The organism is Enterococcus sp. AZ095b (assembly GCF_051714725.1).
Taxonomy (GTDB): domain Bacteria; phylum Bacillota; class Bacilli; order Lactobacillales; family Enterococcaceae; genus Enterococcus_B; species Enterococcus_B pernyi.
Window position 1 is genome coordinate 2,767,501 of record NZ_JBIOSL010000001.1, and the last position, 22,955, is coordinate 2,790,455.

At 40.5% G+C, this 22,955-nt stretch carries 16 protein-coding genes and 1 rRNA gene (1 of these 17 running past the window's edge); 3 read left to right on the top strand and 14 right to left on the bottom strand.

The genetic code is table 11. The features are described from left to right. The 13 genes from IGJ99_RS13265 to pth all read right to left on the bottom strand — a co-directional run. Nucleotides 1-1,481 (bottom strand): 16S ribosomal RNA (locus tag IGJ99_RS13265); it reaches 80 nt to the left of the window's first position. 966 nt (nt 1,482-2,447) lie between these two features. Then, on the bottom strand, nt 2,448-3,944 hold the full coding sequence (lysS, locus tag IGJ99_RS13270) for a lysine--tRNA ligase (protein WP_010734126.1): 1,497 nt from the start codon (nt 3,942-3,944) through the stop codon (nt 2,448-2,450). Nucleotides 3,945-4,059: 115 nt separating this feature from the next. Next, the gene (gene dusB / locus IGJ99_RS13275; protein WP_010734125.1) at nt 4,060-5,058 is read right to left on the bottom strand and encodes a tRNA dihydrouridine synthase DusB; all 999 of its coding nucleotides are present in this window, start codon (nt 5,056-5,058) and stop codon (nt 4,060-4,062) included. Further along, the gene (hslO, locus tag IGJ99_RS13280) at nt 5,059-5,946 is read right to left on the bottom strand and encodes an Hsp33 family molecular chaperone HslO (protein ID WP_438770885.1); all 888 of its coding nucleotides are present in this window, start codon (nt 5,944-5,946) and stop codon (nt 5,059-5,061) included. A gap of 153 nt (nt 5,947-6,099) precedes the next feature. After that, entirely contained in the window at nt 6,100-8,196 is a 2,097-nt protein-coding gene (gene ftsH, locus IGJ99_RS13285) for an ATP-dependent zinc metalloprotease FtsH (RefSeq protein WP_010734123.1), read from the bottom strand. 90 nt (nt 8,197-8,286) lie between these two features. Beyond that, on the bottom strand, nt 8,287-8,832 hold the full coding sequence (gene hpt / locus IGJ99_RS13290; protein WP_010734122.1) for a hypoxanthine phosphoribosyltransferase: 546 nt from the start codon (nt 8,830-8,832) through the stop codon (nt 8,287-8,289). Continuing rightward, complete coding sequence (gene tilS, locus IGJ99_RS13295) at nt 8,832-10,262, bottom strand: tRNA lysidine(34) synthetase TilS (protein ID WP_010734121.1); 1,431 nt, start codon at nt 10,260-10,262, stop codon at nt 8,832-8,834. The genes hpt and tilS overlap by 1 nt, the downstream gene beginning before the upstream one ends. Before the next feature lie 78 nt (nt 10,263-10,340). After that, complete coding sequence (locus IGJ99_RS13300) at nt 10,341-10,811, bottom strand: S1 domain-containing RNA-binding protein (RefSeq protein ID WP_010734120.1); 471 nt, start codon at nt 10,809-10,811, stop codon at nt 10,341-10,343. Nucleotides 10,812-10,857: 46 nt separating this feature from the next. Next, nucleotides 10,858-11,283: an FtsB family cell division protein gene (locus tag IGJ99_RS13305; protein WP_010734119.1), complete on the bottom strand. Its 426-nt coding sequence runs from the start codon at nt 11,281-11,283 to the stop codon at nt 10,858-10,860. Nucleotides 11,284-11,346: 63 nt separating this feature from the next. Further along, entirely contained in the window at nt 11,347-11,622 is a 276-nt protein-coding gene (locus IGJ99_RS13310; RefSeq protein WP_019722335.1) for an RNA-binding S4 domain-containing protein, read from the bottom strand. 9 nt (nt 11,623-11,631) lie between these two features. Continuing rightward, nucleotides 11,632-13,230: a putative polysaccharide biosynthesis protein gene (locus tag IGJ99_RS13315; RefSeq protein ID WP_023520496.1), complete on the bottom strand. Its 1,599-nt coding sequence runs from the start codon at nt 13,228-13,230 to the stop codon at nt 11,632-11,634. A gap of 15 nt (nt 13,231-13,245) precedes the next feature. Next, nucleotides 13,246-16,767, bottom strand: coding sequence for a transcription-repair coupling factor (gene mfd, locus IGJ99_RS13320; protein WP_153830578.1), 3,522 nt, complete (start codon nt 16,765-16,767; stop codon nt 13,246-13,248). A 17-nt stretch (nt 16,768-16,784) separates the two neighbouring features. Continuing rightward, nucleotides 16,785-17,345 (bottom strand): aminoacyl-tRNA hydrolase, encoded by a 561-nt coding sequence (pth, locus tag IGJ99_RS13325; RefSeq protein WP_224434298.1) that lies wholly within the window; start codon nt 17,343-17,345, stop codon nt 16,785-16,787. A 346-nt stretch (nt 17,346-17,691) separates the two neighbouring features. On the opposite strand from pth, the gene IGJ99_RS13330 reads away from it, so the two are divergent. Beyond that, nucleotides 17,692-18,666, top strand: a complete 975-nt coding sequence (locus IGJ99_RS13330) for an L-lactate dehydrogenase (RefSeq protein ID WP_019722338.1) — start codon at nt 17,692-17,694, stop codon at nt 18,664-18,666. Between the two features lie 297 nt (nt 18,667-18,963). After that, nucleotides 18,964-20,364, top strand: coding sequence for a L,D-transpeptidase family protein (locus tag IGJ99_RS13335; protein WP_409173651.1), 1,401 nt, complete (start codon nt 18,964-18,966; stop codon nt 20,362-20,364). A 48-nt stretch (nt 20,365-20,412) separates the two neighbouring features. Here IGJ99_RS13335 and IGJ99_RS13340 read toward each other — a convergent pair whose 3' ends face one another. Beyond that, a complete protein-coding gene (locus IGJ99_RS13340) occupies nt 20,413-20,919 on the bottom strand; it encodes a VanZ family protein (protein ID WP_010734112.1) in 507 nt (168 codons plus the stop codon). Between the two features lie 122 nt (nt 20,920-21,041). Here IGJ99_RS13340 and IGJ99_RS13345 point away from each other — a divergent pair, with 122 nt between their 5' ends. Next, nucleotides 21,042-22,841, top strand: a complete 1,800-nt coding sequence (locus IGJ99_RS13345; RefSeq protein WP_438770886.1) for a M3 family oligoendopeptidase — start codon at nt 21,042-21,044, stop codon at nt 22,839-22,841. Nucleotides 22,842-22,955 lie beyond the last annotated feature (114 nt).

Here is a 22,955-nt window from a genome sequence, read left to right on the forward strand (position 1 = left end):
GCTGGCTCCAAAAAGGTTACCTCACCGACTTCGGGTGTTACAAACTCTCGTGGTGTGACGGGCGGTGTGTACAAGGCCCGGGAACGTATTCACCGCGGCGTGCTGATCCGCGATTACTAGCGATTCCGGCTTCATGTAGGCGAGTTGCAGCCTACAATCCGAACTGAGAGAAGCTTTAAGAGATTAGCTTAGCCTCGCGACTTCGCGACTCGTTGTACTTCCCATTGTAGCACGTGTGTAGCCCAGGTCATAAGGGGCATGATGATTTGACGTCATCCCCACCTTCCTCCGGTTTGTCACCGGCAGTCTTGCTAGAGTGCCCAACTAAATGATGGCAACTAACAATAAGGGTTGCGCTCGTTGCGGGACTTAACCCAACATCTCACGACACGAGCTGACGACAACCATGCACCACCTGTCACTTTGCCCCCGAAGGGGAAGCTCTATCTCTAGAGTGGTCAAAGGATGTCAAGACCTGGTAAGGTTCTTCGCGTTGCTTCGAATTAAACCACATGCTCCACCGCTTGTGCGGGCCCCCGTCAATTCCTTTGAGTTTCAACCTTGCGGTCGTACTCCCCAGGCGGAGTGCTTAATGCGTTAGCTGCAGCACTGAAGGGCGGAAACCCTCCAACACTTAGCACTCATCGTTTACGGCGTGGACTACCAGGGTATCTAATCCTGTTTGCTCCCCACGCTTTCGAGCCTCAGCGTCAGTTACAGACCAGAGAGCCGCCTTCGCCACTGGTGTTCCTCCATATATCTACGCATTTCACCGCTACACATGGAATTCCACTCTCCTCTTCTGCACTCAAGTCTCCCAGTTTCCAATGACCCTCCCCGGTTGAGCCGGGGGCTTTCACATCAGACTTAAGAAACCGCCTGCGCTCGCTTTACGCCCAATAAATCCGGACAACGCTTGCCACCTACGTATTACCGCGGCTGCTGGCACGTAGTTAGCCGTGGCTTTCTGGTTAGATACCGTCAAGGGGTGAACAGTTACTCTCACCCTTGTTCTTCTCTAACAACAGAGTTTTACGATCCGAAAACCTTCTTCACTCACGCGGCGTTGCTCGGTCAGACTTTCGTCCATTGCCGAAGATTCCCTACTGCTGCCTCCCGTAGGAGTTTGGGCCGTGTCTCAGTCCCAATGTGGCCGATCACCCTCTCAGGTCGGCTATGCATCGTGGCCTTGGTGAGCCGTTACCTCACCAACTAGCTAATGCACCGCGGGTCCATCCATCAGCGGCACCGTAAAGCGCCTTTCAAAACGAAACCATGCGGTTTCGATTGTTATACGGTATTAGCACCTGTTTCCAAGTGTTATCCCCTTCTGATGGGCAGGTTACCCACGTGTTACTCACCCGTTCGCCACTCCTCTTTTCCCGGTGGAGCAAGCTCCGGTGGGAAAAGAAGCGTTCGACTTGCATGTATTAGGCACGCCGCCAGCGTTCGTCCTGAGCCAGGATCAAACTCTCATAATATGCTAGTTCCTCACAGCGAAAGCTGATGTGGAACTGTAGTTCGAAATTTACTTTCGAACATCATATAGTTCATTTGTTAAGCTCAATTGTTTGCTAGCATATTGCTTGCTTGTTAAAAATGTTTGTTGTCTTGAATTGAATCAAGACGCCCTACACATTTGGTTTGTCTTACTTTGTTCAGTTTTCAAAGGTCTACGTGATAATTGAAACACAACTGTCTCAACTTATCATTTGTGATTGCCGTAGCAACTTTTATATCTTAGCAAACTCTCGGATGATTGTCAACTATTTTTTAAAAGTTTTTTTGAACTCGTTTTTCACGAGGTCGTTTTAGCAACTCACTTATCATAACTCATCGTTTGTTATTTGTCAACAGTTAATTTTGTTTTTTTCTTTGCGAAATCAACGTTTATCTATTGTCGTTCACAAGCGACTTGGTTATCTTATCATGTGTTGTCCCACACGTCAAGAACTTTTTTATGATCATTCAGAAGTTATGAAACTTAACTTTTGAACAAATAATAATATACCAACTAAAATCTTATTGGTCAACGAATTTTTTTGTGTTTTTTCAAGTTTTTTAGTTATACGATTAATATGATAAAAAGCGATATAAACATTCGTTTTTTACATGGTATAAAGAGATTGAAAACCTTTATCTATATAAATCATTCGCCATTGCAACTGTGCTGAAACTTCTATAAAGCAGACCCATTTCTAATGGTTCCGTTTTCTTTTTTTATAGCTATCTTATCCCTTGCCATAACTTTCTCTGAATTGGTTCATTGATACGCATTTACTTAAAAATTAGTTTCAATAAAGTCTTAAATATAGAACCAGATTTCAAGCAAAGTTATCTCATTTTTTTCTCTAAAAAATAAACCGACAGTAGCTAGAAATAAAAATCATTTCTGGCTATTGTCGGTTTGGTTCCCTGAACAGGTTGTTTCTATTTATGTCTCAGATTTAACGCATGGTTGGGAACAGTAATACGTCACGGATCGATTGAGCATCGGTCAATAGCATGACTAGACGGTCGATTCCGATACCTAGTCCGCCAGTTGGTGGCATACCATATTCTAGCGCTTCTAAGAAGTCTTCGTCTAAACCATGTGCTTCATCGTTTCCAAGCTCGCGTTCTTTTTCTTGCGCTTCAAAACGTTCTCTTTGATCGATTGGATCATTCAGCTCAGTAAAGGCATTAGCAAATTCTTTACCTGTGATGAACAATTCGAAACGGTCAGTAAAACGTGGGTCTTCAGGATTTTTCTTCGCCAATGGAGAAACTTCTACTGGATGTCCATAGACAAAAGTAGGTTGCACTAAGGTTTCTTCCACAAACGCTTCAAAGAATTCATTGATGACGTGACCAACACCCATTGCTTCTGTCACTTCAACTTGGTGTTCTTTTGCAATCGCTAGTGCTTCTTCTAAGGTCATTTCTTTCCAGAAATCAACACCTGTATGCTCTTTGATTGCATCGACCATATGCACACGTTTGAAATCACTCTCTAAGTCAACTGCTTGACCTGCATAAGTGATTTTAGCTGTTCCTAATACTTTTTCAGCTGCATTACGGATGATACCTTCTGTCAAGTTCATCACATCTTGAAAATCAGTATATGCAGTGTATGCTTCAAGCATCGTGAACTCAGGGTTATGGGTCGTATCAATTCCTTCATTACGGAATACACGGCCGATCTCATAAACTTTTTCCATACCACCAACGATCAGACGTTTCAAATGAAGTTCTAGCGCAATACGTAGATATAGATCCATATCTAACGCATTGTGATGTGTGATAAACGGACGTGCTGCTGCTCCACCGGCTTCATTATGCAAGACTGGTGTTTCAACTTCGATATAGCCGTTCCCATCTAAATAGCGACGGATCTCACTAATGATTTGACTGCGTTTCATGAAGCGGTCAAAACTATCTCTATTACTTACTAAATCAAGGTAACGCTGTCTGTATCGTTGCTCGATGTTCGTTAATCCATGATATTTATCTGGTAATGGACGAAGTGCTTTTGATAAGATGACGATTTCAGAGGCTTTGATCGATACCTCACCTGTATCAGTTTTCATGATTTCTCCAGTTACGCCAAAGAAATCTCCTAAGTCAGCATGTTTGAATACTTCATAAGCTTCTTCACCTACTCGGTCTTTGCGTACGTAGATTTGGATTTGGCCTTCTCTGTCTTGCAGATGGGCAAATCCAGCTTTACCTTTTCCACGGCGTGTCATCATACGGCCAGCAACACTCGCTGTCAATGCCATCTCCGCCAATTCTTCTTTTGTACGTGGATCAAATAATTCGTGCAATTCTTGGGAATTATGTGTACGCTCAAATCGCTTACCAAATGGATCGATCCCATTTTCTCTCAATTGCTCCATTTTTTCACGACGAACAATCATTTGATCGTTTAAATCTTCTAATTGATTTTGTTGTTCCTCAGTCACAAAAGTTCCTCCATTCTCATCTTATTCTCTTCCTTATAATGCCAATGAAACGCAAAAAAAGCAAGCCGAACTTAGTGTTTCGGCTTGAATTTCGCAAAAAACTTAGAATAACTTCCTAAGATTGAAGTGATAATTTTTCACTTTTTTCAACCAATTGGTCAAGCAGTTCATTGATTTCATGCTGTTTCTCAGTCTTATTGATCGCTAATTTGATCTTGGCTGCACGTGAGATACCTTTTAGATAGTAGGAAGCGTGAGTCCGAAACTCACGACAGGCGATGGTTTCTCCTTTTAAATCAACTAAACGTTCTAGATGTAATTTTGCAGTAGCGATTTTTTCGCGTGCGGTTGGTTCCGGAATCAGCTCTCCAGTTTCTAAATAATGTTGTGTCCGATGGATCATCCAAGGATTCCCTAAAGCAGCGCGGCCGATCATGACGCCATCGGCACCCACGTATTCCAACATGCGTTTTGCATCTTCTGGCGTTTTGACGTCCCCGTTCCCCATAAAAGGGATCGTTAGATGTTTTTTGACTTCCTTTAACACTTCCCAATTGGCTTTTCCTTCATACATTTGCACACGTGTTCGTCCGTGCATGGCTACTGCACCGGCTCCAGCTGCTTGAGCGGCTAATGCGTTTTCGACAGCAAAAACATGTTCTTCGTCCCAACCAATACGCATTTTCACAGTAACTGGCACATCAACTGCCGATGCAACTGCATGAACCATTTCATAGACTTTATCAGGATCTAATAACCATTTTGCACCTGCTTCAGCTTTGATGATTTTATTGACTGGGCATCCCATATTGATATCAATGATATCTGCTGTAGTATGTTTCTCAACAAACTGTGCTGCTTCTACTAGTGTGTCTTTGTTCCCACCAAATATTTGCAAACTTAATGGATGCTCCGTTTCGTCGATATGCAGCATTTCCAATGTTTTTTTGTTGCGGAAATGAATACCTTGGTCACTGATCATCTCGCAAACGACCATTCCTGCACCAAATTCTTTGACGGTTACACGAAATGCGGCGTTCGTGATCCCTGCCATTGGTGCTACAACAACGCGATTCGGTATTTCAACGTTCCCGATTTTCCATGTGTGATCCACTTATAATCCTCCCAAGGCTTCTGTCTTCAATGCTGCTAGGTCATCTTCTGTGTAGGTATACTTACTATTACAAAATGAGCAAACTGCTTCTGCGCCATGGTCTTCATCGATCATTGCTTGGATTTCTGCTGCGCCTAAAGCAATGATTGCTTCGCCAAACTTTTCTTTCGAACAATCACATTTAAACTGCACAGGCATTTTTTCTAGTACTTGCAATTCGTCTGTTCCTAACAATCCATGCAAGATTTCTTCAGGTGTCAACCCTTCATCTAAGAGTGTAGAAATACGTGGTGTTGTTTTCAGTTGCTCTTCGATTTTCACAATCGTTTCTTCGTCTGCTCCTGGCATGATCTGGATCATAAAACCACCCGCTGTTTTGATGGTATCATCCGTATTGACTAAGACGCTTAGCCCTACAGCTGAAGGGATTTGTTCTGAAATCGCTAAATAGTACGTGAAATCTTCAGCTAGTTCACCAGATACAATCGGTGTTTGTCCTGAAAAAGGTTCTTTTAACCCTAGATCTTTTGTCACACTGAACATCCCTTGTGTCCCTACTGCTCCACGTACATCGATTTTTCCTTCTGCGTTCAGCGGTAAACTCAGGTGTGGATTTTTGATGTACCCTTTGACATCACCTTTACCATTCGCATCAACAACGATCCCACCTGCAGGGCCATCGCCTTGGATGCGTACTGTTAATTTGTCTTCTCCTTTAACTGTCGCACCTAGCAGCAGACTGCCAACTAATGCACGGCCTAATGCTGCTGATGATGTATGCCAAGTATCATGGTGTTGCTGCGCTTCTGCGACAGTATTGGTTGCACGAACAGCATATGCTCGAACAAACCCGTCATTGGCTAATGCCTTTACTAAATAATCTTCCATTTGTATGTAACCTCATTTCCCGATTTTAAAACTCATAGTGAATCATACTAGTAACTTCCAAATTTTTCAACTTTTGAATTTGTAAATTCTACGTTTCTATTTTAATTGTCAGACACAAAAAAAGAGCTGCGACTTTCGTCACAGCTGCTTTCTTTATCTATTTTGATCATCTGAATGATTTTGTTCATCCGTTGAAGTCGATTGATTCTCATCATTCAACTCTTTTTTCGCTTCATCAAACTCATGTTTTTCTTCTGCTTGTTTTTCCGCATCTTTTTCTTCTAGTGCACGTTTTGCTTCTTCAAACGTTTGCGCTTCTTTTTCACTAGGGAAGTCTGCCGATTCTGCTCCTTCAGGCATTACACCTTTTTCAAAGAGAGATTTGATTGCTTTGGCATCCAATGTTTCAAATTCAAGCAGTTTTTCTGCGATCAGTTTGTGTTGCGCACGGTGTGCTTCGATGATTTCATGTGCTTTTTGATGTGCTTCCATCAAGATCTTGCGTACTTCTTGGTCAATTTCAAAAGCAACTTGTTCTGAGTATGCTTTCGTTTGACCATAGTCACGGCCTACGAATACTTGGTGGTTTCCTTCATATTGGACAGGACCTAAGCGATCACTCATCCCATACTCTGTAACCATACTTCTTGCTAGTGCTGTTGCTTGTTCAAAGTCATTTGATGCACCAGTAGATTGAACGTTGAAGATGATTTCTTCTGCGGTACGTCCACCTAGTAATCCAACGATTTGTTCAAACATATCTTCTTTTGTCATTAAGAATTGATCTTCTTTTGGTAAAGCGATCATATATCCACCAGCACGTCCACGCGGGATGATTGTTACTTTATGAACGACACGGGCACGACTCAAGACAAGCCCAACGATCGTATGACCTGCTTCATGGTAAGCGACCATTTCGCGTTCGCGTTTGCTGATGACACGGTCTTTCTTGGCTGGTCCAGCAATCACGCGGTCTTCTGCTTCATCGATATCAGAAGCATCGATTTTTTTCTTGTTTCGACGAGCAGCTACTAATGCTGCTTCGTTTAAGACGTTTTCTAAATCCGCACCAGCAAAACCTGGTGTTTGTTGTGCTACGACTTTCAAATCAACATCGTCAGCAATTGGTTTGTTTCTTGCGTGAACTCGTAAAATCGCTTCACGGCCTTTGACATCTGGACGACCAACTAAAATTTGACGGTCAAAACGTCCTGGACGAAGCAAGGCTGGATCTAATACGTCTGAACGGTTTGTCGCTGCAATCACGATCACGCCTTCATTTCCATCGAATCCATCCATTTCAACAAGCAATTGGTTCAGTGTTTGTTCACGTTCATCGTGTCCGCCACCCATACCAGCGCCACGTTGACGACCGACAGCATCGATTTCATCAATAAAGATGATTGCTGGAGCATTCTTTTTCGCAGTTTCAAATAAGTCACGAACTCGGCTTGCACCGACCCCAACAAACATTTCAACAAAGTCTGAACCCGAAATAGAGTAGAATGGTACGCCAGCTTCACCAGCAACTGCTTTGGCAAGCAACGTTTTACCAGTTCCTGGAGGTCCTTCTAAGAGAACTCCGGCTGGAATACGTGCGCCTAATTCAATGAAGCGTCTTGGATCTTTTAGGAACTCAACGACTTCGACAAGTTCTTGCTTTTCTTCTTCCGCACCCGCTACATCAGAGAAACGAACGCGATTTGCTTTTTTGTCGGCTTCTTTTGCTTTGGATTTCCCAAAGTTCATCACACGGCCTCCGCCGCCTCCGCCGCCACCTTGTTGTCCCATCATCATATAGAAGAAGAAGACGATGATCACGATTGGCAAGAAGCTTAATAGGAGTGATACCCATACGCCGCTACTTGATTCTTCTCTGATCGTAGTTGCTACGTTGTTGTCTTTTGCCAACTCTGTGACTTGGCTCAATGTTGTATCGTTTGGCAAAATAATCGTAGTGAAGTGCGTAGTTGATGTCTCAGTAGTACCTAGAATCGATAGACCACCACTATTTGCAACTGTCTGTTGTTCTTTGTATTCACCTGAGATCTTATACACACCATTAGCAGGTTGCACCTCAAAGTTTTTGATTTTGCCTTCTTGTAATTGTTCAGTGAATTTTGAGTACTCGATATCTGACGACCGTTGGCCATTGTTACCAAAAATAAAGTAGACGACCATTACCATCGCTAAGATTACGAGGACATAATACAAGGCATTTTTCATCATGCCATTGTTTTTTTTGTTCATAGTTGTCCTCCCTATGCGTTATTTTTACTTGATAAATCTTTTATCAATCCTGACCATACTATTGTAACATAATTTATGAGAGATAGATGATTAATTTGATTGATAAACGCTCGGTTTTAGTACACCGATGTATGGAAGATTTCGATAGGCTTCTGCATAATCTAATCCATAACCTACCACAAACTCGTTTGGCACATTGAAACCAATGTAATCCGCTTCGATATCTACGACTCTGCCTTCGGGCTTATCAAGGAGTGTCACGATTTTGACTGAGTTTGCTTTACGGTATTTGAATAGATCGACTAAATAAGCAAGTGTTCTTCCGCTATCAATAATGTCTTCGACAATCAATAAATCACGGCCTTCCACATTCGTATCCAAGTCTTTTACGATTTTTACTTCACCTGATGAAACAGTTGCGTTACCGTAACTTGAAACATCCATAAAATCCAATTCTAGGTAAGCATCGATCGAACGGATAATGTCTGCCATGAATGGGACAGCACCTTTCAATACACCAACAACCAACGGATTTTTATCTTGATAATTTTCAGTTAACTCTTTTCCTAGTTCTTTACAACGAACTTGTATCTCTTCTTGCGTGATCAATACTCTCTCGATATCTTTTTCTAACATCAGGTTCTCCTTCCAATTGCTTCTTTTTGATATTTGTAAAGAAGTATGTAGTGTATTTTATCAGTTTCTACACCAATACTCAAATAAGAATGGACAAAAGGGACTAGACTCCATAGATTTCTCCCTTCATCTATAATAACCCATGAATTTTTTCGTTGTGCAACAGATATTTTTTTATCGATAAAATATCTTGACACTCTTTTGTTCAACGTCTCCGTCAATTGGATACGATCTCCCGGTTTTCGCCGATCGACCCAAAGCGATTGTTCGGCGGATAACCATAGATCATGAGTGAAGATTTCACCTGTTTCATCCAATTTCCAATCTGGAAGTTGGTCGGGTGTGTAGATCCCTAACCATTCCGACTCTCCTAACTGAATGGATTGATTCGGTATGATTTTTAACGGAGTATTTTGGTGGTTGGTTGATCGTTCCTTTTTTCTTTCATAAAGATAAAGTACTTCATAGGAACGTTCGATCACCCAGCGTTTGCCCAGATCAATCTGCCATTGTCCTGCGGCTTGTTCACATTGTTGTAACAACGTGTCAATCTGTTTTTCTTTGATCGTCACTTTCGTAATTGGAAAAACGTAATCAAAGAACGTGTAAAAGAAGAAATAACGTTCAAAAGATTCCAAACTTTCGATCACCTTCCACGGAATAGATAAGCGCTCTTCTCTATACGTAAGATGTTCCGTGATCATCTGATGAGTATTTTTTCGGATAAATTGTTCTGCCCATTGGATTTGTTGCGAGAATTTTTGGAAATGAGCCATCGCTTGGGTATTTTCTTTTTTCAATTGTGGTACGACTAAATGACGCAGTCGATTACGTTGGACAGTTAGTTCCTGATTGGTATGGTCCTCAAAAAAAGGTAAATCTTCTGCTTCCGCATACGCATACAATTGTTCTTTACTAAATGACAACAACGGTCGAATAAGTCGCCCACCAGCAAAAGGTTGCGTTTCCTTGATTCCCGCATACGTACCTAGCTGCCCACCACGAATGATTTTCATCAAAATCGTTTCCATTTGATCATCCCCATGATGCGCTGTCATCAATGTATCATAATGATAATCTCGTACGATCTCATCAAATTTCTCATACCGAAAAGCTCGAGCAGCCGTTTCAATTCCTTGTTCCGCGGGATTCTCCCATACTTTTAAGTGGAAAGTAAGATTGTTTTTATCGCAAAAGTCAGCAAGATAGGCTGCTTCATCCGCAGAAACGCTCCGTAAGCGATGATCGATATGGACAACCCCTAACCGAAAGCCAATTTGTTTTTGGGCGGTCATTAAGCAATCGAGTAAAACCATCGAGTCTACCCCACCGGAAACAGCAACTAGTATTTTCGCATGTTCAGACAGATAGCCACGGCGTAAGCCTCTTTTTATAAATGCTTGTTTAAACTGACTTGCTCTTCTATCCATTGGTGTCACATCCTTTTACAAAATAAAAAGAGCGGACAAAAGTCTGTGACAATTGCCTGCCCTTCAATTTCGCTTAGCTTAGCTACGGCGACCGCCACGGCCTCCGCGTTTTCCTTCTGTGTTGCGTTTTAAGGAAGTCAATCGATCATCGCTATCTTTTAAAAATGAGCTCATCAATGAATCGAAGTCTTCTTTTGTATTGGAAGGTTGGCTGCGAGAAAAAGATTTTTTCTGCGGTGCGCGTCCTCGATTATCTCGAGTTTCTTTTTGTGGATATCTCTTTTGACGATTTTCATCATTAGTTTCTACTGGTTGCTCTTGTGCTTTGCGGATAGATAAACCGATTTTCCCATCATCATTGACTGTAATGACTTTGACTGTTACCTCATCACCAACGCTCAATACATCATGAATATCCTTGATATAACCGTTTGATACTTCACTGATATGAACTAACCCTGTTTTGCCAGCTCCTAAATCAATAAATGCGCCAAAATTTGTGATTCCTGAAACTTTTCCTTGCAGTTTTGCTCCTACCTCGATTGACATAAAAAAAATGTTCCTCCTAATTATTTCCCTTTTTTTATATTACTGCTTATTGGGCAGTTGTTGAACTCGTTGTTTGTTCATCGGTGTCTGCTGAATTATCTGTCGTAGATTCAAGTATCGGGTAGACTTGCTCCCCTTCTTTTGAATAGAAAAATTTGCTTCTAGCAAGTTTTGCTACGTAATCTTCATCTTTAAGCAATTTCACGTCTTCTGTGAGTTGGTCTACATCTTTATTGATTTGTTGTAACTCTGTATCTGCTTCGACTTTTAATTCATTTAAATGATTCATTCGTTGCATATCATTAAAAATTTGGAAACCTATTACAGCGAAAATGACCAAAGCACCTAAAAAGATGGCTGCTAACCTGCGTCTACGAAAAATCAATTGGCGTTGTTGTTGTTGAAATTCGACATATTTTTTCTTTGCATACTCTGTGTCTAGTGCAGCGATTTTATTGCTTTTGTTTGCCACCTGTATTCGCTCCAATCTTTTTTGATTGTCATTCTTTATTATACCAACATCCTGAATGCTTGTCTAATCTATTTCGCTTGTGTTTTGTACTCGTGTTTCTGACAAGACTTCATACATTTTTTGTGCATCTTCTTTTTTTGTTGACTCATGCAACTCTGCTACCTTGATTTCCATCGTCTTGTTGCCAAATTGGATGTCCAATTGGTCTCCAACCTTGACATCACTGGAAGATTTCGCTAGTTTGCCATTGATTTTGATTCGTCCTTTATCCGCCACTTCCTTAGCGACAGATCGGCGCTTGATGATTCGCGAGATTTTTAAAAATTTATCTAGTCGCATCTCATGTCCTCACTTTTCTTTTTTTATTTTTTTCAAACGTAAGATTTTCTTACCAAATGGCAGTAACAGCCATTCACGGATCGTAAATAATTTTGTCCAGATCACTGCATATACAAATGTGACTACGCCTATAATGACACCGCCTAGGCTGGCAAAAAGAGCAGTCGAGCGATGGCTCACTGGACCAAACAATAAGTTTAAGAAGCCATAATACACAAACAACGCTAAGACCATCCAACCTAAACATTGGATCAATTTCTTACCAAATTTTCGTTCGTGCCAAAAACTATTGATTGCTGGAGTTTCAGTACGGACAAAATACCATAAAGTCACTGATAGTCCAAGTAATGTCGATAAACTAGCACCGACTGTTCCTAAATAACTCGTGAGAAGCGGTGTAGCTAAAGCTTTAGCAAGCAAGCCCCAACCAGCACCCTTTAGTGAGGGGCGGAAAGAGTTTTTACTTTGAGCAATGCTTTGGTACGCTTGAATAATTGCAGTTAGTCCAATGGAAAAAACAAATAGAACTAGTGTCATATTCCCAGCATAATCTTTAAACAATGCGTAATTGATATAAGGCAACAATACAGCTAATCCTACTGAAGCTGCCAATGCTAATGCAGTCGTCAGACGCAAGTAAATTTTTGCTGTGGAATAAAATTGTCCTTTGACTGCACTCGTTAGGTAGCGTGTCAATGCGGGTAAGAACGTAGCACTTAAAGCTGTAGCAATAACTAATCCTAATTGAACTAACGGTTGCCCACGATCATATACTCCTTTAGCTATTTTAGATGCTTGCTCAGATAAACCATAGATTTGTAACGCATTCTTAACAAAAAAAGAATCAATCAATTGGAAGAAGATCAATAGACCACTATAAATGGAGACTAATCCCCCTTCAATCAAGAAACGGCGTACGAGTGATTTCGCTGGCCTTCTTAAAATCGGAAAGTGGCGGAAGCTCAATGCACCACCATGGATTTTTTGTTCATAATAGTACAGTACACCATATGCACATACGCCACCAAATACTGCGCCACTCATTGCCGCTGTGCCTGTTTGATAGACTGTCCAGCCTAATCGCTTAAAGGCAATTGCGCTAAAAACAATGATTGCTACACGAACAATTTGTTCCACGACTTGCGAAACCGCTGTGGGCTCCATTAAAAATCGACCTTGAAAATTTCCACGATAATAAGATAGTCCTGGCATCAACAAAAACGTGAAGGAGACGATCCGAATCAACGGCATCAGTTGTTGATCCCCCATCATAAGAGCGATCCAGTGACTAAATGAAAATACGAAGAGCCAGAGTAAAAAGCCTGACCAAAAAACAAGGGGATAAAGATTTTTCAATGCTTGTCTTTGTTCGAAAGGGTCTTTTTTTTCTGCTACATATTTAGAGATAAACTGGGGTAGCCCCGACAAAGCGAGTGTCATCGCAATACCATAAATAGGATAAACTTGTTGATAAACATAAAAACCTTCATCGCCCACTAAGTTTTGCAATGGAATCCGATAGAGTGCGCTGAGGACTTTTGCTATAAAGGAGGCAAGCGTCAACACAAAGGCACCATGCATCACTTGACGCATTTCTTTATGATCCAAAGGTTCAGCCCCTTCCTATGCAGTCGCATATTTCTGTTCGCGCAATGCTTTGACAAATTGTTGGATTTCTTGCAACCAAACAGCAGTCGTTGTTTGAGGTGGCAAGGTCAAACGAATCATCATTTGTTCTTTTTCCACACCAAGTCCTGCTTTTAATTTTGTGGCAGTCAGCGCTTCAAATAATTGTTCAACCGTGTAGCGTTTTGTTCCCACTTTGCTCAACTTGAACACGATGGTTTGTTGTTGCTTACGAATCATCTCTAGCAATGCACGATCGCCATCCATTTTGATTTGTCCAATCGTCAACAAATGCGCGACTTCTTCAGGATATTCACCAAAACGATCCAGTAGATCTGCTTCTAATTCTTCCAACATCTCTTGTGAATCCAATTCGCGAATCCGTTTATAGATTTCGATTTTTTGGCGTTGATCTGACACATAACTTTCTGGTAGATAGGCATCGACGCCTAGATCGATCTCCACAGAAGTTTTTTCTATTTGCTGATTTTTACCTTGTTTACGAGCGACTGCCTCACTCAACATTTGAGAGTACATATCAAAACCAACAGCATCGATAAATCCATGTTGTTGCGCCCCTAGCAAGTTACCAGCACCACGGATCGATAAATCTCGCATCGCGATTTTAAATCCTGAACCCAATTCCGTAAAGTCTTTGATTGCTTGAAGACGCTTTTCGCTGACTTCATTAAGGATTTTTTGCTGTTCGTACATAAAATAAGCATAAGCGACACGATTGCTTCGTCCGACACGTCCTCGTAATTGGTAAAGCGTAGAGAGTCCCATATAATCGGCATTTTCTACGAAGAGTGTGTTTGCATTTGGAATATCCACACCAGTTTCGATGATCGTCGTCGTCACTAAGACATCATACTGTCCCTCGATAAAGTCGAATAATGTGTTTTCTAGTTGGACTTCCGTCATCTGTCCATGCGCATAGGCGATTCTCGCTTCGGGAACTAATGCTTGGATTTCTTCTACTTTACGTTCAATCGTTTCTACACGATTATATAAGTAGAAAACTTGTCCCCCACGTCCCATCTCTCGCTGAATCGCTTCTCGGATCGCACCTGGATTTTTTTCCATCACATATGTTTGGATCGGATACCGATTCGCCGGTGGTGTTTCAATCACCGATAGATCCCGTACGCCTAGCATCGACATATGCAGCGTTCGCGGAATAGGTGTCGCTGTCAAAGTCAGCACATCCACTTGCGCACGCAATTGTTTCAAACGTTCTTTGTGTTTTACACCGAAACGTTGTTCTTCATCAACGATTAATAGTCCTAAATCACTAAATTCAATATCTTTTGACAATACACGATGAGTACCCACAACAATATCTAGTTGTCCTGTTCGTAATTCTTCGATCGTTTCTTTTTGTTGTTTCTTTGTTCGGAAACGACTCAGCAAACCAACATTCACTGGGAATCCCTCAAATCGTTCCAACATCGTTTCGTAATGTTGTTGCGCCAAGATTGTTGTCGGCACAAGAAATGCCACTTGTTTACTTTCTTTGACTGCTTTAAAAGCGGCACGTAGCGCAACTTCTGTTTTCCCATAGCCGACGTCCCCCACAAGTAAACGATCCATCGGTTTTTCTTTTTCCATATCTCGTTTGATTTCCGCCGCACTTCGGAGTTGGTCATCTGTTTCCGAATATGGAAAAGCATTCTCAAATTCTTTTTGATAAGAGTCATCCGGACCAAATGCGTATCCTTTTTCTGCTTCTCTGACCGCATACAATTGGATCAAGTCATCCGCAATATCTTCGATTTTTGAGGAGATCTTACGTTTCGTTTTCGTCCATTCACTACCACCGAGTTTGTTGATTCGTGGTGTTTTCGATTCCGAAGCTACATATTTTTGGATCAAATTCAACTGCGTGACAGGAATAAATAGCTTATCATCATTTTGATAAATGATCGTCATATAATCTTGGTGGACACCGTCGACCTCTAAGGTTTCCATACCGATATATTTCCCGATCCCATGATTCGCATGGACAACGTAATCTCCAGCTTTTAATTCGTTGTAGCTTTTTAGTCGTTCTGCATTCGTTACCGTTTGACGACGTGTCTGTTTTTTTGTTGTCTTTTGAAAAATCTCTTTTTCCGTGATCGTTACGATTTTTTCTTGCGGCAACTCAAAACCTGTCATCAATGCGCCTTCGACTAATTGGACTTGTCCTTTGATCAGTTGGTCTGCTTCTGTTTCTACCACTAATATGTCTTCGTCACGCAACATTTGTTCCGCCTTACGGATACGTTCTTTCGTTGGAATGAAGATGACGACTGTCTGCTCTTGTTTGCGCCAACGATCCATTTCCGTTTTCAGCAATGGCATTTGTCCAAAGAACTGTTGCATCGTGCGATACTGGAACTGGTAAAGTGCTTGGAACCTGAGATTTCCCATTCCTTTTTGGAATAAAGAGAAAAAAGTGGTCGCAAATTTTTCTTTTTGGATGATCCCATGTACGTCTGCCACAAATTGTTGTTCAGAGAATACGCGTAACTCACTGATTTTTTGTGTATGCCATTCCGCTGCTTCTCTCTCCATTTCGCGATTCGTTTCCATGATTCGTTGGTAATCGTCCACAATCAGCAAGCTATCTTGGGGAAAATAATCCAAAATCGATAAATGTTCAGGATACAAAAGATCCGCATAGAACTTCGCTTGGTCTGTCGGGACATTACGTTGCCACTCCGAGATCAACTGACCGAAATAGTCATGCAAAAATTGTCGTTCAGTAGGTTCTGCGGTCGTTGCTAATTTCTTTTCTAAGAGGTTTTCTATTTTGTTGATACCGTCAAGCAGATTCTCTTGAGAATAAATTTGTTCACTTGTTGGTGGCAACCACACTTCTTCGATCTTTTCAATCGATCGTTGCGTATCAGCTTCGAAGTATCTCATGGAATCAATTTCGACATCAAATAATTCCACACGAACAGGGTATTCAAATGTCAAAGGATAGATATCGACAATACTCCCTCGCATACTAAATTCCCCAGGTTTTGCGACCATCTCTGTCCGCTCATACCCCATCAAGACGAGTTGTTGCGGTAATGAGTCCACGGCGATCTCGTCGCCAATCTGCCAATGTAATTGGGCATTGCTCCATGTTTCTTTATCAGGAAGACGTTTGTGCAGTGCTGCCACTGGAAGAAGATAGATTCCTGGCTCATCTTGTTGCAAACGATTCAACGTCGCTACACGTTCAGCCCGAGCTTCAGGAGAAGAAAAAGCCATTTCTGCGGAAAGCACTTCATCTACTGGAAATAAGTGGATACTTTCAGCTGGCAGAACGTGTTGCAGATCCTCTGCCAATTGGTTGACGTAATATAAATTTGGCATCAGGATAATCAGATTTTTATCCAGTTTTTTAAACGCATGTGCAAACAACAACGTCTTAGCAGATCCAGCTAAACCTGTAATCAACTGTCTAGACATCCGTTGTTCAAGATTCATGGACCATTCAGCCACTTGAGCATCTTTGCCAATCAATTGGATCATATCCATCGTTTCATTCTCCTTTCTTAATTAAATTGATTCATTGTATCTATAAAAGAATGGCCATCCAATAGAAATTCAACAGCAGCGACTGATTGATCGATGCTTTGTTCGATCAAGGGTTGCGTCTCTTTACTAAAGGGACTGAGAACATGTTGGACGACTGTTTTTTTACCTTCTGGTCGACCAATACCAACTTTTATTCGATCAAAGATCGTACTATCCAAATGAGAGATAATACTCTTGATCCCATTATGTCCGCCTGCACTTCCTTTTTGTCGTAAACGGATTTTACCGATTGCTAAATCTAGGTCATCATAAACAACCACCAACTCTTCTGGATAAATCCCAAAGTAAGTCATCAATGGACCAACCGCTCGGCCAGATTCATTCATAAATGTTTGGGGTTTGACTAATAAAATTTTCTCACCTTTGTGGAAAAATTCAGCTACTTCTGCTTCAAATGTGTTTTTCTTAAAGGTCGCTTGGTGTTTTTCAGCCAAACGATCCACCACCATAAATCCAACGTTATGCTTTGTATGTTCATATTTCTTTCCTGGGTTTCCAAGCCCTACGATCATTTTCATTTCTGCGCTCATCCAATCTTATAAACAGCACAAAAGGCTGGACTGCTCATAGGCGGTCCAGTCTTTGACTCGATTTTTTTATTATTTTAGCTCCTATTAGTATAACACACAATCCTTTGTTACAGCTAAAAAGAGAAACTTAATAAATGAAAAAATGATTAAAATTATAATTCAAAACTAATGAAATCATTGGTTTTGCTAAATAGTGAAATAACGCACATGTAAGCTTTTACATATGGTACAACCTTGTTATCTGTTATATTTTGTAACCAAATAGCGTGACAGCAGGCTTTTTCCATGTTAGCATAGGCATGGGAAAAACAAATCAATGGAAGGATTGATATAAATGACTGCAAACGCAGAAAAAAAAGATCATCAAAAAGTAATACTTGTTGGAGACGGTGCTGTAGGTTCTAGCTATGCCTTCGCTTTAGTTACACAAAATATCGCTCAAGAAGTTGGTATCATCGATATCAATACAGCAAAAACTGAAGGAGATGCGATCGACTTATCACACGCTCTAGCATTTACTTCACCTAAAAAAATCTACTCAGCATCTTATGCAGATGCACATGATGCAGACTTAGTCGTTATCACAGCTGGTGCACCACAAAAACCAGGTGAAACACGTTTAGATTTAGTAAATAAAAACTTAAAAATCAACCGCGAAGTTGTTACACAAATCGTTGACTCAGGTTTCAATGGTATTTTCTTAGTTGCTGCTAACCCAGTTGATATTTTAACTTACTCTACTTGGAAATTCTCAGGGTTCCCTAAAGAGCGCGTAATCGGTTCAGGAACTTCACTTGACTCTGCTCGTTTCCGTCAAGCACTTGCTGAATTAGTTGACGTTGATGCACGTAACGTCCATGCGTATATTTTAGGTGAACATGGAGATTCTGAGTTCCCAGTTTGGTCACATGCCAATGTTGCTGGTTTACAAATCTATGAATGGGTGAAAAATAATCCAGACGTGGATGAAGAAGCAATGGTCAACTTATTCTTCGGTGTACGTGACGCTGCTTATACGATCATCGAGAAAAAAGGCGCAACATTCTACGGTATCGCTGTAGCTTTAGCACGTATCACTCGCGCGATCTTAGACGATGAAAATGCAGTTCTTCCATTATCTGTTTATATGAATGGTGAATATGGACTAAACGATATCTATATCGGTGCACCTGCTGTCATCAACCGTCAAGGTATCCAAAAAGTCATTGAAATTCCATTAAGCGACAGCGAACAAGATCGTATGGCCGCTTCAGCAAAACAATTAAAAGATATCTTAGATGAAGCTTTTGCTAAATTGGATGCTGAATAATTAATTACTTGAGACGCTATCGTTCTCACTAAAAAAGAATACACGTTGTTCCAGAAGTAATGTCTTCGAAAACAACCTCATCTTCACAGGGAATCCTGAAAATCGACCTTCCATTTTCTAGGATTTCCTGTTTTTTTATACACTTCCGTATATAAAATCCTTGCCTAACTATCGTTATTTTTCTAAGCAGTATGTTAATTTTTATATAAAGAGGGACATCATTTCGTCTTTTACTGTAAATTATGCTATGATAGAGTCGTTACACCCTATAACTATTATTATTAAGGAGTTGCAGATATGACAAGATCTTCTCATCGAAAAAAATCAATGCGTATTGGTTTGCTTTCTGTTCTCGGTGTGATTCTAGTATTAATCGGCTTTTACACCTACCGTAGTACATATTACACGAATCGTTTTCTTCCTAAAACGGAAGTCAATTCGATCAATGTAAGTAACCTGACTATCGACCAAGCAAATGACAAGCTAAAAGAAGCTTATTCCAATAAGATGATTTCAATCAAAGAAAACGGAACGGTTTGGAAAGAGATTGCAAAGTCCGATCTTGGTTATAAAAAGGATTTTTCAACTGATCTAGCTTCCATCTTGAAAAACCAAAATGCTTGGACTTGGGGAATGAACTATGTAGCTGCGGCCGAAAAACAAGAAATCGATCCACTAAGTGCGGAACGGGAACAACTGGATCAAACGATCGAGACATTGTCTACGGAATTGACTGAATTGAATAAAGAACGTACGCCTACTGCCAATGCAACGATTGAAAAGTCTGGTGACTCATTTAAAATCAAGCCTGAAGTGAAAGGGAACACGGTCGATGTCGAAGCCGTTACGAAGGAATTGACAACTGTTGTCAATGATGGAAAAGATACAATTGATCTGACTGAGTTCCAAAAAGAACCAACGGTCACATCTACAGATAAAAAGTTGACTGAGCAGTTAACGACAATGAATAATATCGCTAAAGTAAAAGGAACTTACAGTATCAATGGTGAAACAGTTACGATCCCTTCTTCACTCATCGTTGAATGGCTCACCTATGAAGATGGAAAACCTGCGCTTGATTCAGAAAAAGTTCGTCAATATGTTAGTGAACTTGGCGAAAAATACAATACAAGTACGAATGATACTAAATTCAAAAGTACCAAACGTGGCGAAGTAACTGTTCCTGCTGGCACGTTCAGTTGGACGATCCAAACAGATAGCGAAGTAACAGCATTAACAGAAGCGATTTTAGCAGGACAAGATTTCACACGTTCACCAATTGTTCAAGGTAGTACAACTGCCGACCACCCATTGATTGAGGATACGTATATCGAAGTCGATTTAGAGAATCAACATATGTGGTTCTACAAAGATGGGAAAGTAGCACTTGAAACAGATATCGTTTCAGGAAAACCTTCTACCCCTACTCCTCCTGGTGTCTTTTATGTCTGGAATAAAGAAGAAAATGCAGTATTAAGAGGAACGAACGATGATGGTACACCATATGAAAGTCCAGTGAACTATTGGATGCCAGTCGATTGGACAGGTATCGGTATCCACGATTCGGATTGGCAACCAGAATATGGCGGCGACTTATGGCGAACTCGCGGTTCTCATGGTTGTGTCAATACGCCACCAGGTGTCATGAAAGAATTATTTGGAATGGTTGAAAAAGGTACGCCTGTTTTGATTTTTTAATCGTAACTACTAGAGCACAGTTGCAGACACGCAACTGTGCTCTCTTTTTTACTTTTTCTTCTTTATAAAAGTAAATAAAATACATATAACAACTGCAGTCAATGCCCCCATCGAATCAAGCATGACATCTTGGAACATTGGTGAACGATCGCCTGTCAACATTTGATGGAACTCATCTAGACCGGCGTATCCTGTCGCAGATAACCAAGCAAGAACCCCCGTTAACCACCAGATTTTCATTTTCGGGAATACACCTAGATACAGACTACCTCCTAATAGAAAATAGGTACCAAAATGGGCGCCTTTTCTTAAAAAGAATTCAATGAATTTGCTGTATCCAGAATGGTCGATACTGATAACACTTTCTCCATAAGTAAACTGGATACCTGATAATGCTTCTTTAAAGGGTTGGTTTGGGAACCACGCATCAATTCTTGAAAGTTGCGATTGTTGTCCATAGGTTTGCGAGGAGCTATAAAATAAAATAGCCATGATCATTAATGCAAACACTAAATAAAAATTTCCATTTTTTCTTTGTTTTTTTAAAAACTCCATAAGTCACCTCTTCTTTCTATGATAGCTTTTTTTTCATAAAACAACAATAATTTCTCCAAGACTTATTCCTTCTTTAAATGCTATACTAGAGATAGTACCATAAATATGAGAGGGGTTTTTTGATGACTTATTCGCTTAACTGGGATTTAGATTCTATCTTTCCTGGAGGAAGTGCTTCAACTGAATTAAATGAACGTTTGGCTCAATTAGAACGACAAATAGAAACATATTACGAACAAATCAATCAATGGTCATTTTCATCCGAAGATATCGATTCTCTTGTGACGATTTTGGCACTTCAAGAAAAAGTAACTAATGGCTTCAGCCAATGTAATAGTTATATTACTGCTTTATTATCTGCTAATGTAAAAGATTCCGATGCAAAGATTTTGTCTGGTAAACTCTATGCTTCATTACCACGTTGGCAAGCAGCAGATACGATCTTATCGAAAAAATTTGCAGAAATATCTGACAATGAATGGACACACTTGATTGCTCAAGATCAATTAGCTCCGATTGCTTTTCGCATGAACGAAATTCGTCGCGATGGCGCACGCTTGTTATCTGAAAACGAGGAGCACATTATCAATACATTATCTTTGGATGGTTTGAATGCCTGGAGTAGTCATTATGATACGATTGTCGCTAGCGTGACTGTACCATTTGAACAAGAGGGAGAAATCATTGAATTATCTGCTGGTCAAGCATTCAATAAAATGATGGGTGATCCTGATCCAGAAGTCCGCAAACAATTATTTACAGCTTGGGAAACTGCTTGGCAAGAAAAAGCACCTTTATTTACAGACACTTTGAATCATTTAGATGGGTTCCGTCTATCCACCTATAAACTACACGGTACAACAGATTTCTTACAAAAGCCTTTAGAATATAATCGCTTGAAAAAAGAAACATTAGATGTAATGTGGGAGACGATCCAAAAAAATAAACAACCCCTTGTCGATTACTTAACAAGAAAAGCCAATCTTTTCGGTAAAGAAAAAATGGAATGGCAAGACCAAGATGCACCGATCATTCTAGGTGATATGAAAGAAAAAACCTTTACCTTTGATGAAGCGGCAGCATTTATCATTGAGAATTTCAATAAATTCAGTCCTAAAATGGCTGAATTTGCTCAAGACACTTTTAACAAAAGTTGGATTGAAGCAGAGGATCGTCCTGGCAAACGACCTGGTGGTTACTGCACCGAATTGCCTGAAACACAAGAATCTAGAATCTTCATGACTTATAGTAATTCAGTCAACGAAGTCGCTACTTTAGCCCATGAGTTAGGTCACGCTTTCCATAGTAGTACGATGTGGGATCTTCCAGCGTTGAATCGTGAATACGCGATGAATGTTGCTGAAACAGCAAGTACCTTTGCAGAATTGATCGTAGCTGATGCAACACTTAAAGCGGCATCAACAAAAGAAGAAAAAATCAATTTGTTGGATACGAAACTACAAAATGCTCTGGCTATGTTCATGAATATCCATTCTCGTTTTATCTTTGAAAATCAATTCTATACTGCTCGACAAAAAGGACTAGTCGCAGAACAAGAGATCACTGATATGATGATCGAAGCGCAAAAAGAAGGATATGCAAATGCATTATCTACTTATCATCCTTATTTCTGGGCAGCAAAACTACATTTCTTTATTGATGATGTACCGTTTTATAATTTCCCTTATACCTTTGGTTACCTGTTCAGTTTAGGTATTTACGCCTATGCTAACGAGCAAGGTTCAAGTTTTGAACAAGAGTATATCGACTTACTACGCGATACTGCTTCGATGACAACGGAAGAATTGGCTCAAAAACACTTAGGTGTAGACTTAACGAAACCAGATTTTTGGCAAGCAGGTATCAACATGGTCTTAGAAGATATCCAAAACTTCATGGAATTGACGGAAGAATTTATTTGATCATGCTTTCTAAGCAAGAAAATTTTAAAGGATCGAACAGACAGTTACCAAAAACTGTTTGTTCGATCCTTTTTAGTTTCGTAAAAAAAGAACTAACTCACTTTAGAGTTAGTT

Bases quoted from the DNA above. Each gene is read 5' to 3' on its own strand.
- hslO (WP_438770885.1), bottom strand. From the start codon at position 5,946: ATGGAAGATTATTTAGTAAAGGCATTAGCCAATGACGGGTTTGTTCGA.
- ftsH (WP_010734123.1), bottom strand. From the start codon at position 8,196: ATGAACAAAAAAAACAATGGCATGATGAAAAATGCCTTGTATTATGTC.
- hpt (WP_010734122.1), bottom strand. From the start codon at position 8,832: ATGTTAGAAAAAGATATCGAGAGAGTATTGATCACGCAAGAAGAGATA.
- tilS (WP_010734121.1), bottom strand. From the start codon at position 10,262: ATGGATAGAAGAGCAAGTCAGTTTAAACAAGCATTTATAAAAAGAGGC.
- IGJ99_RS13300 (WP_010734120.1), bottom strand. From the start codon at position 10,811: ATGTCAATCGAGGTAGGAGCAAAACTGCAAGGAAAAGTTTCAGGAATC.
- IGJ99_RS13310 (WP_019722335.1), bottom strand. From the start codon at position 11,622: ATGCGACTAGATAAATTTTTAAAAATCTCGCGAATCATCAAGCGCCGA.
- mfd (WP_153830578.1), bottom strand. From the start codon at position 16,767: ATGGATATGATCCAATTGATTGGCAAAGATGCTCAAGTGGCTGAATGG.
- pth (WP_224434298.1), bottom strand. From the start codon at position 17,345: ATGAAAATGATCGTAGGGCTTGGAAACCCAGGAAAGAAATATGAACAT.
- IGJ99_RS13330 (WP_019722338.1), top strand. From the start codon at position 17,692: ATGACTGCAAACGCAGAAAAAAAAGATCATCAAAAAGTAATACTTGTT.
- IGJ99_RS13335 (WP_409173651.1), top strand. From the start codon at position 18,964: ATGACAAGATCTTCTCATCGAAAAAAATCAATGCGTATTGGTTTGCTT.
- IGJ99_RS13340 (WP_010734112.1), bottom strand. From the start codon at position 20,919: ATGGAGTTTTTAAAAAAACAAAGAAAAAATGGAAATTTTTATTTAGTG.
- IGJ99_RS13345 (WP_438770886.1), top strand. From the start codon at position 21,042: ATGACTTATTCGCTTAACTGGGATTTAGATTCTATCTTTCCTGGAGGA.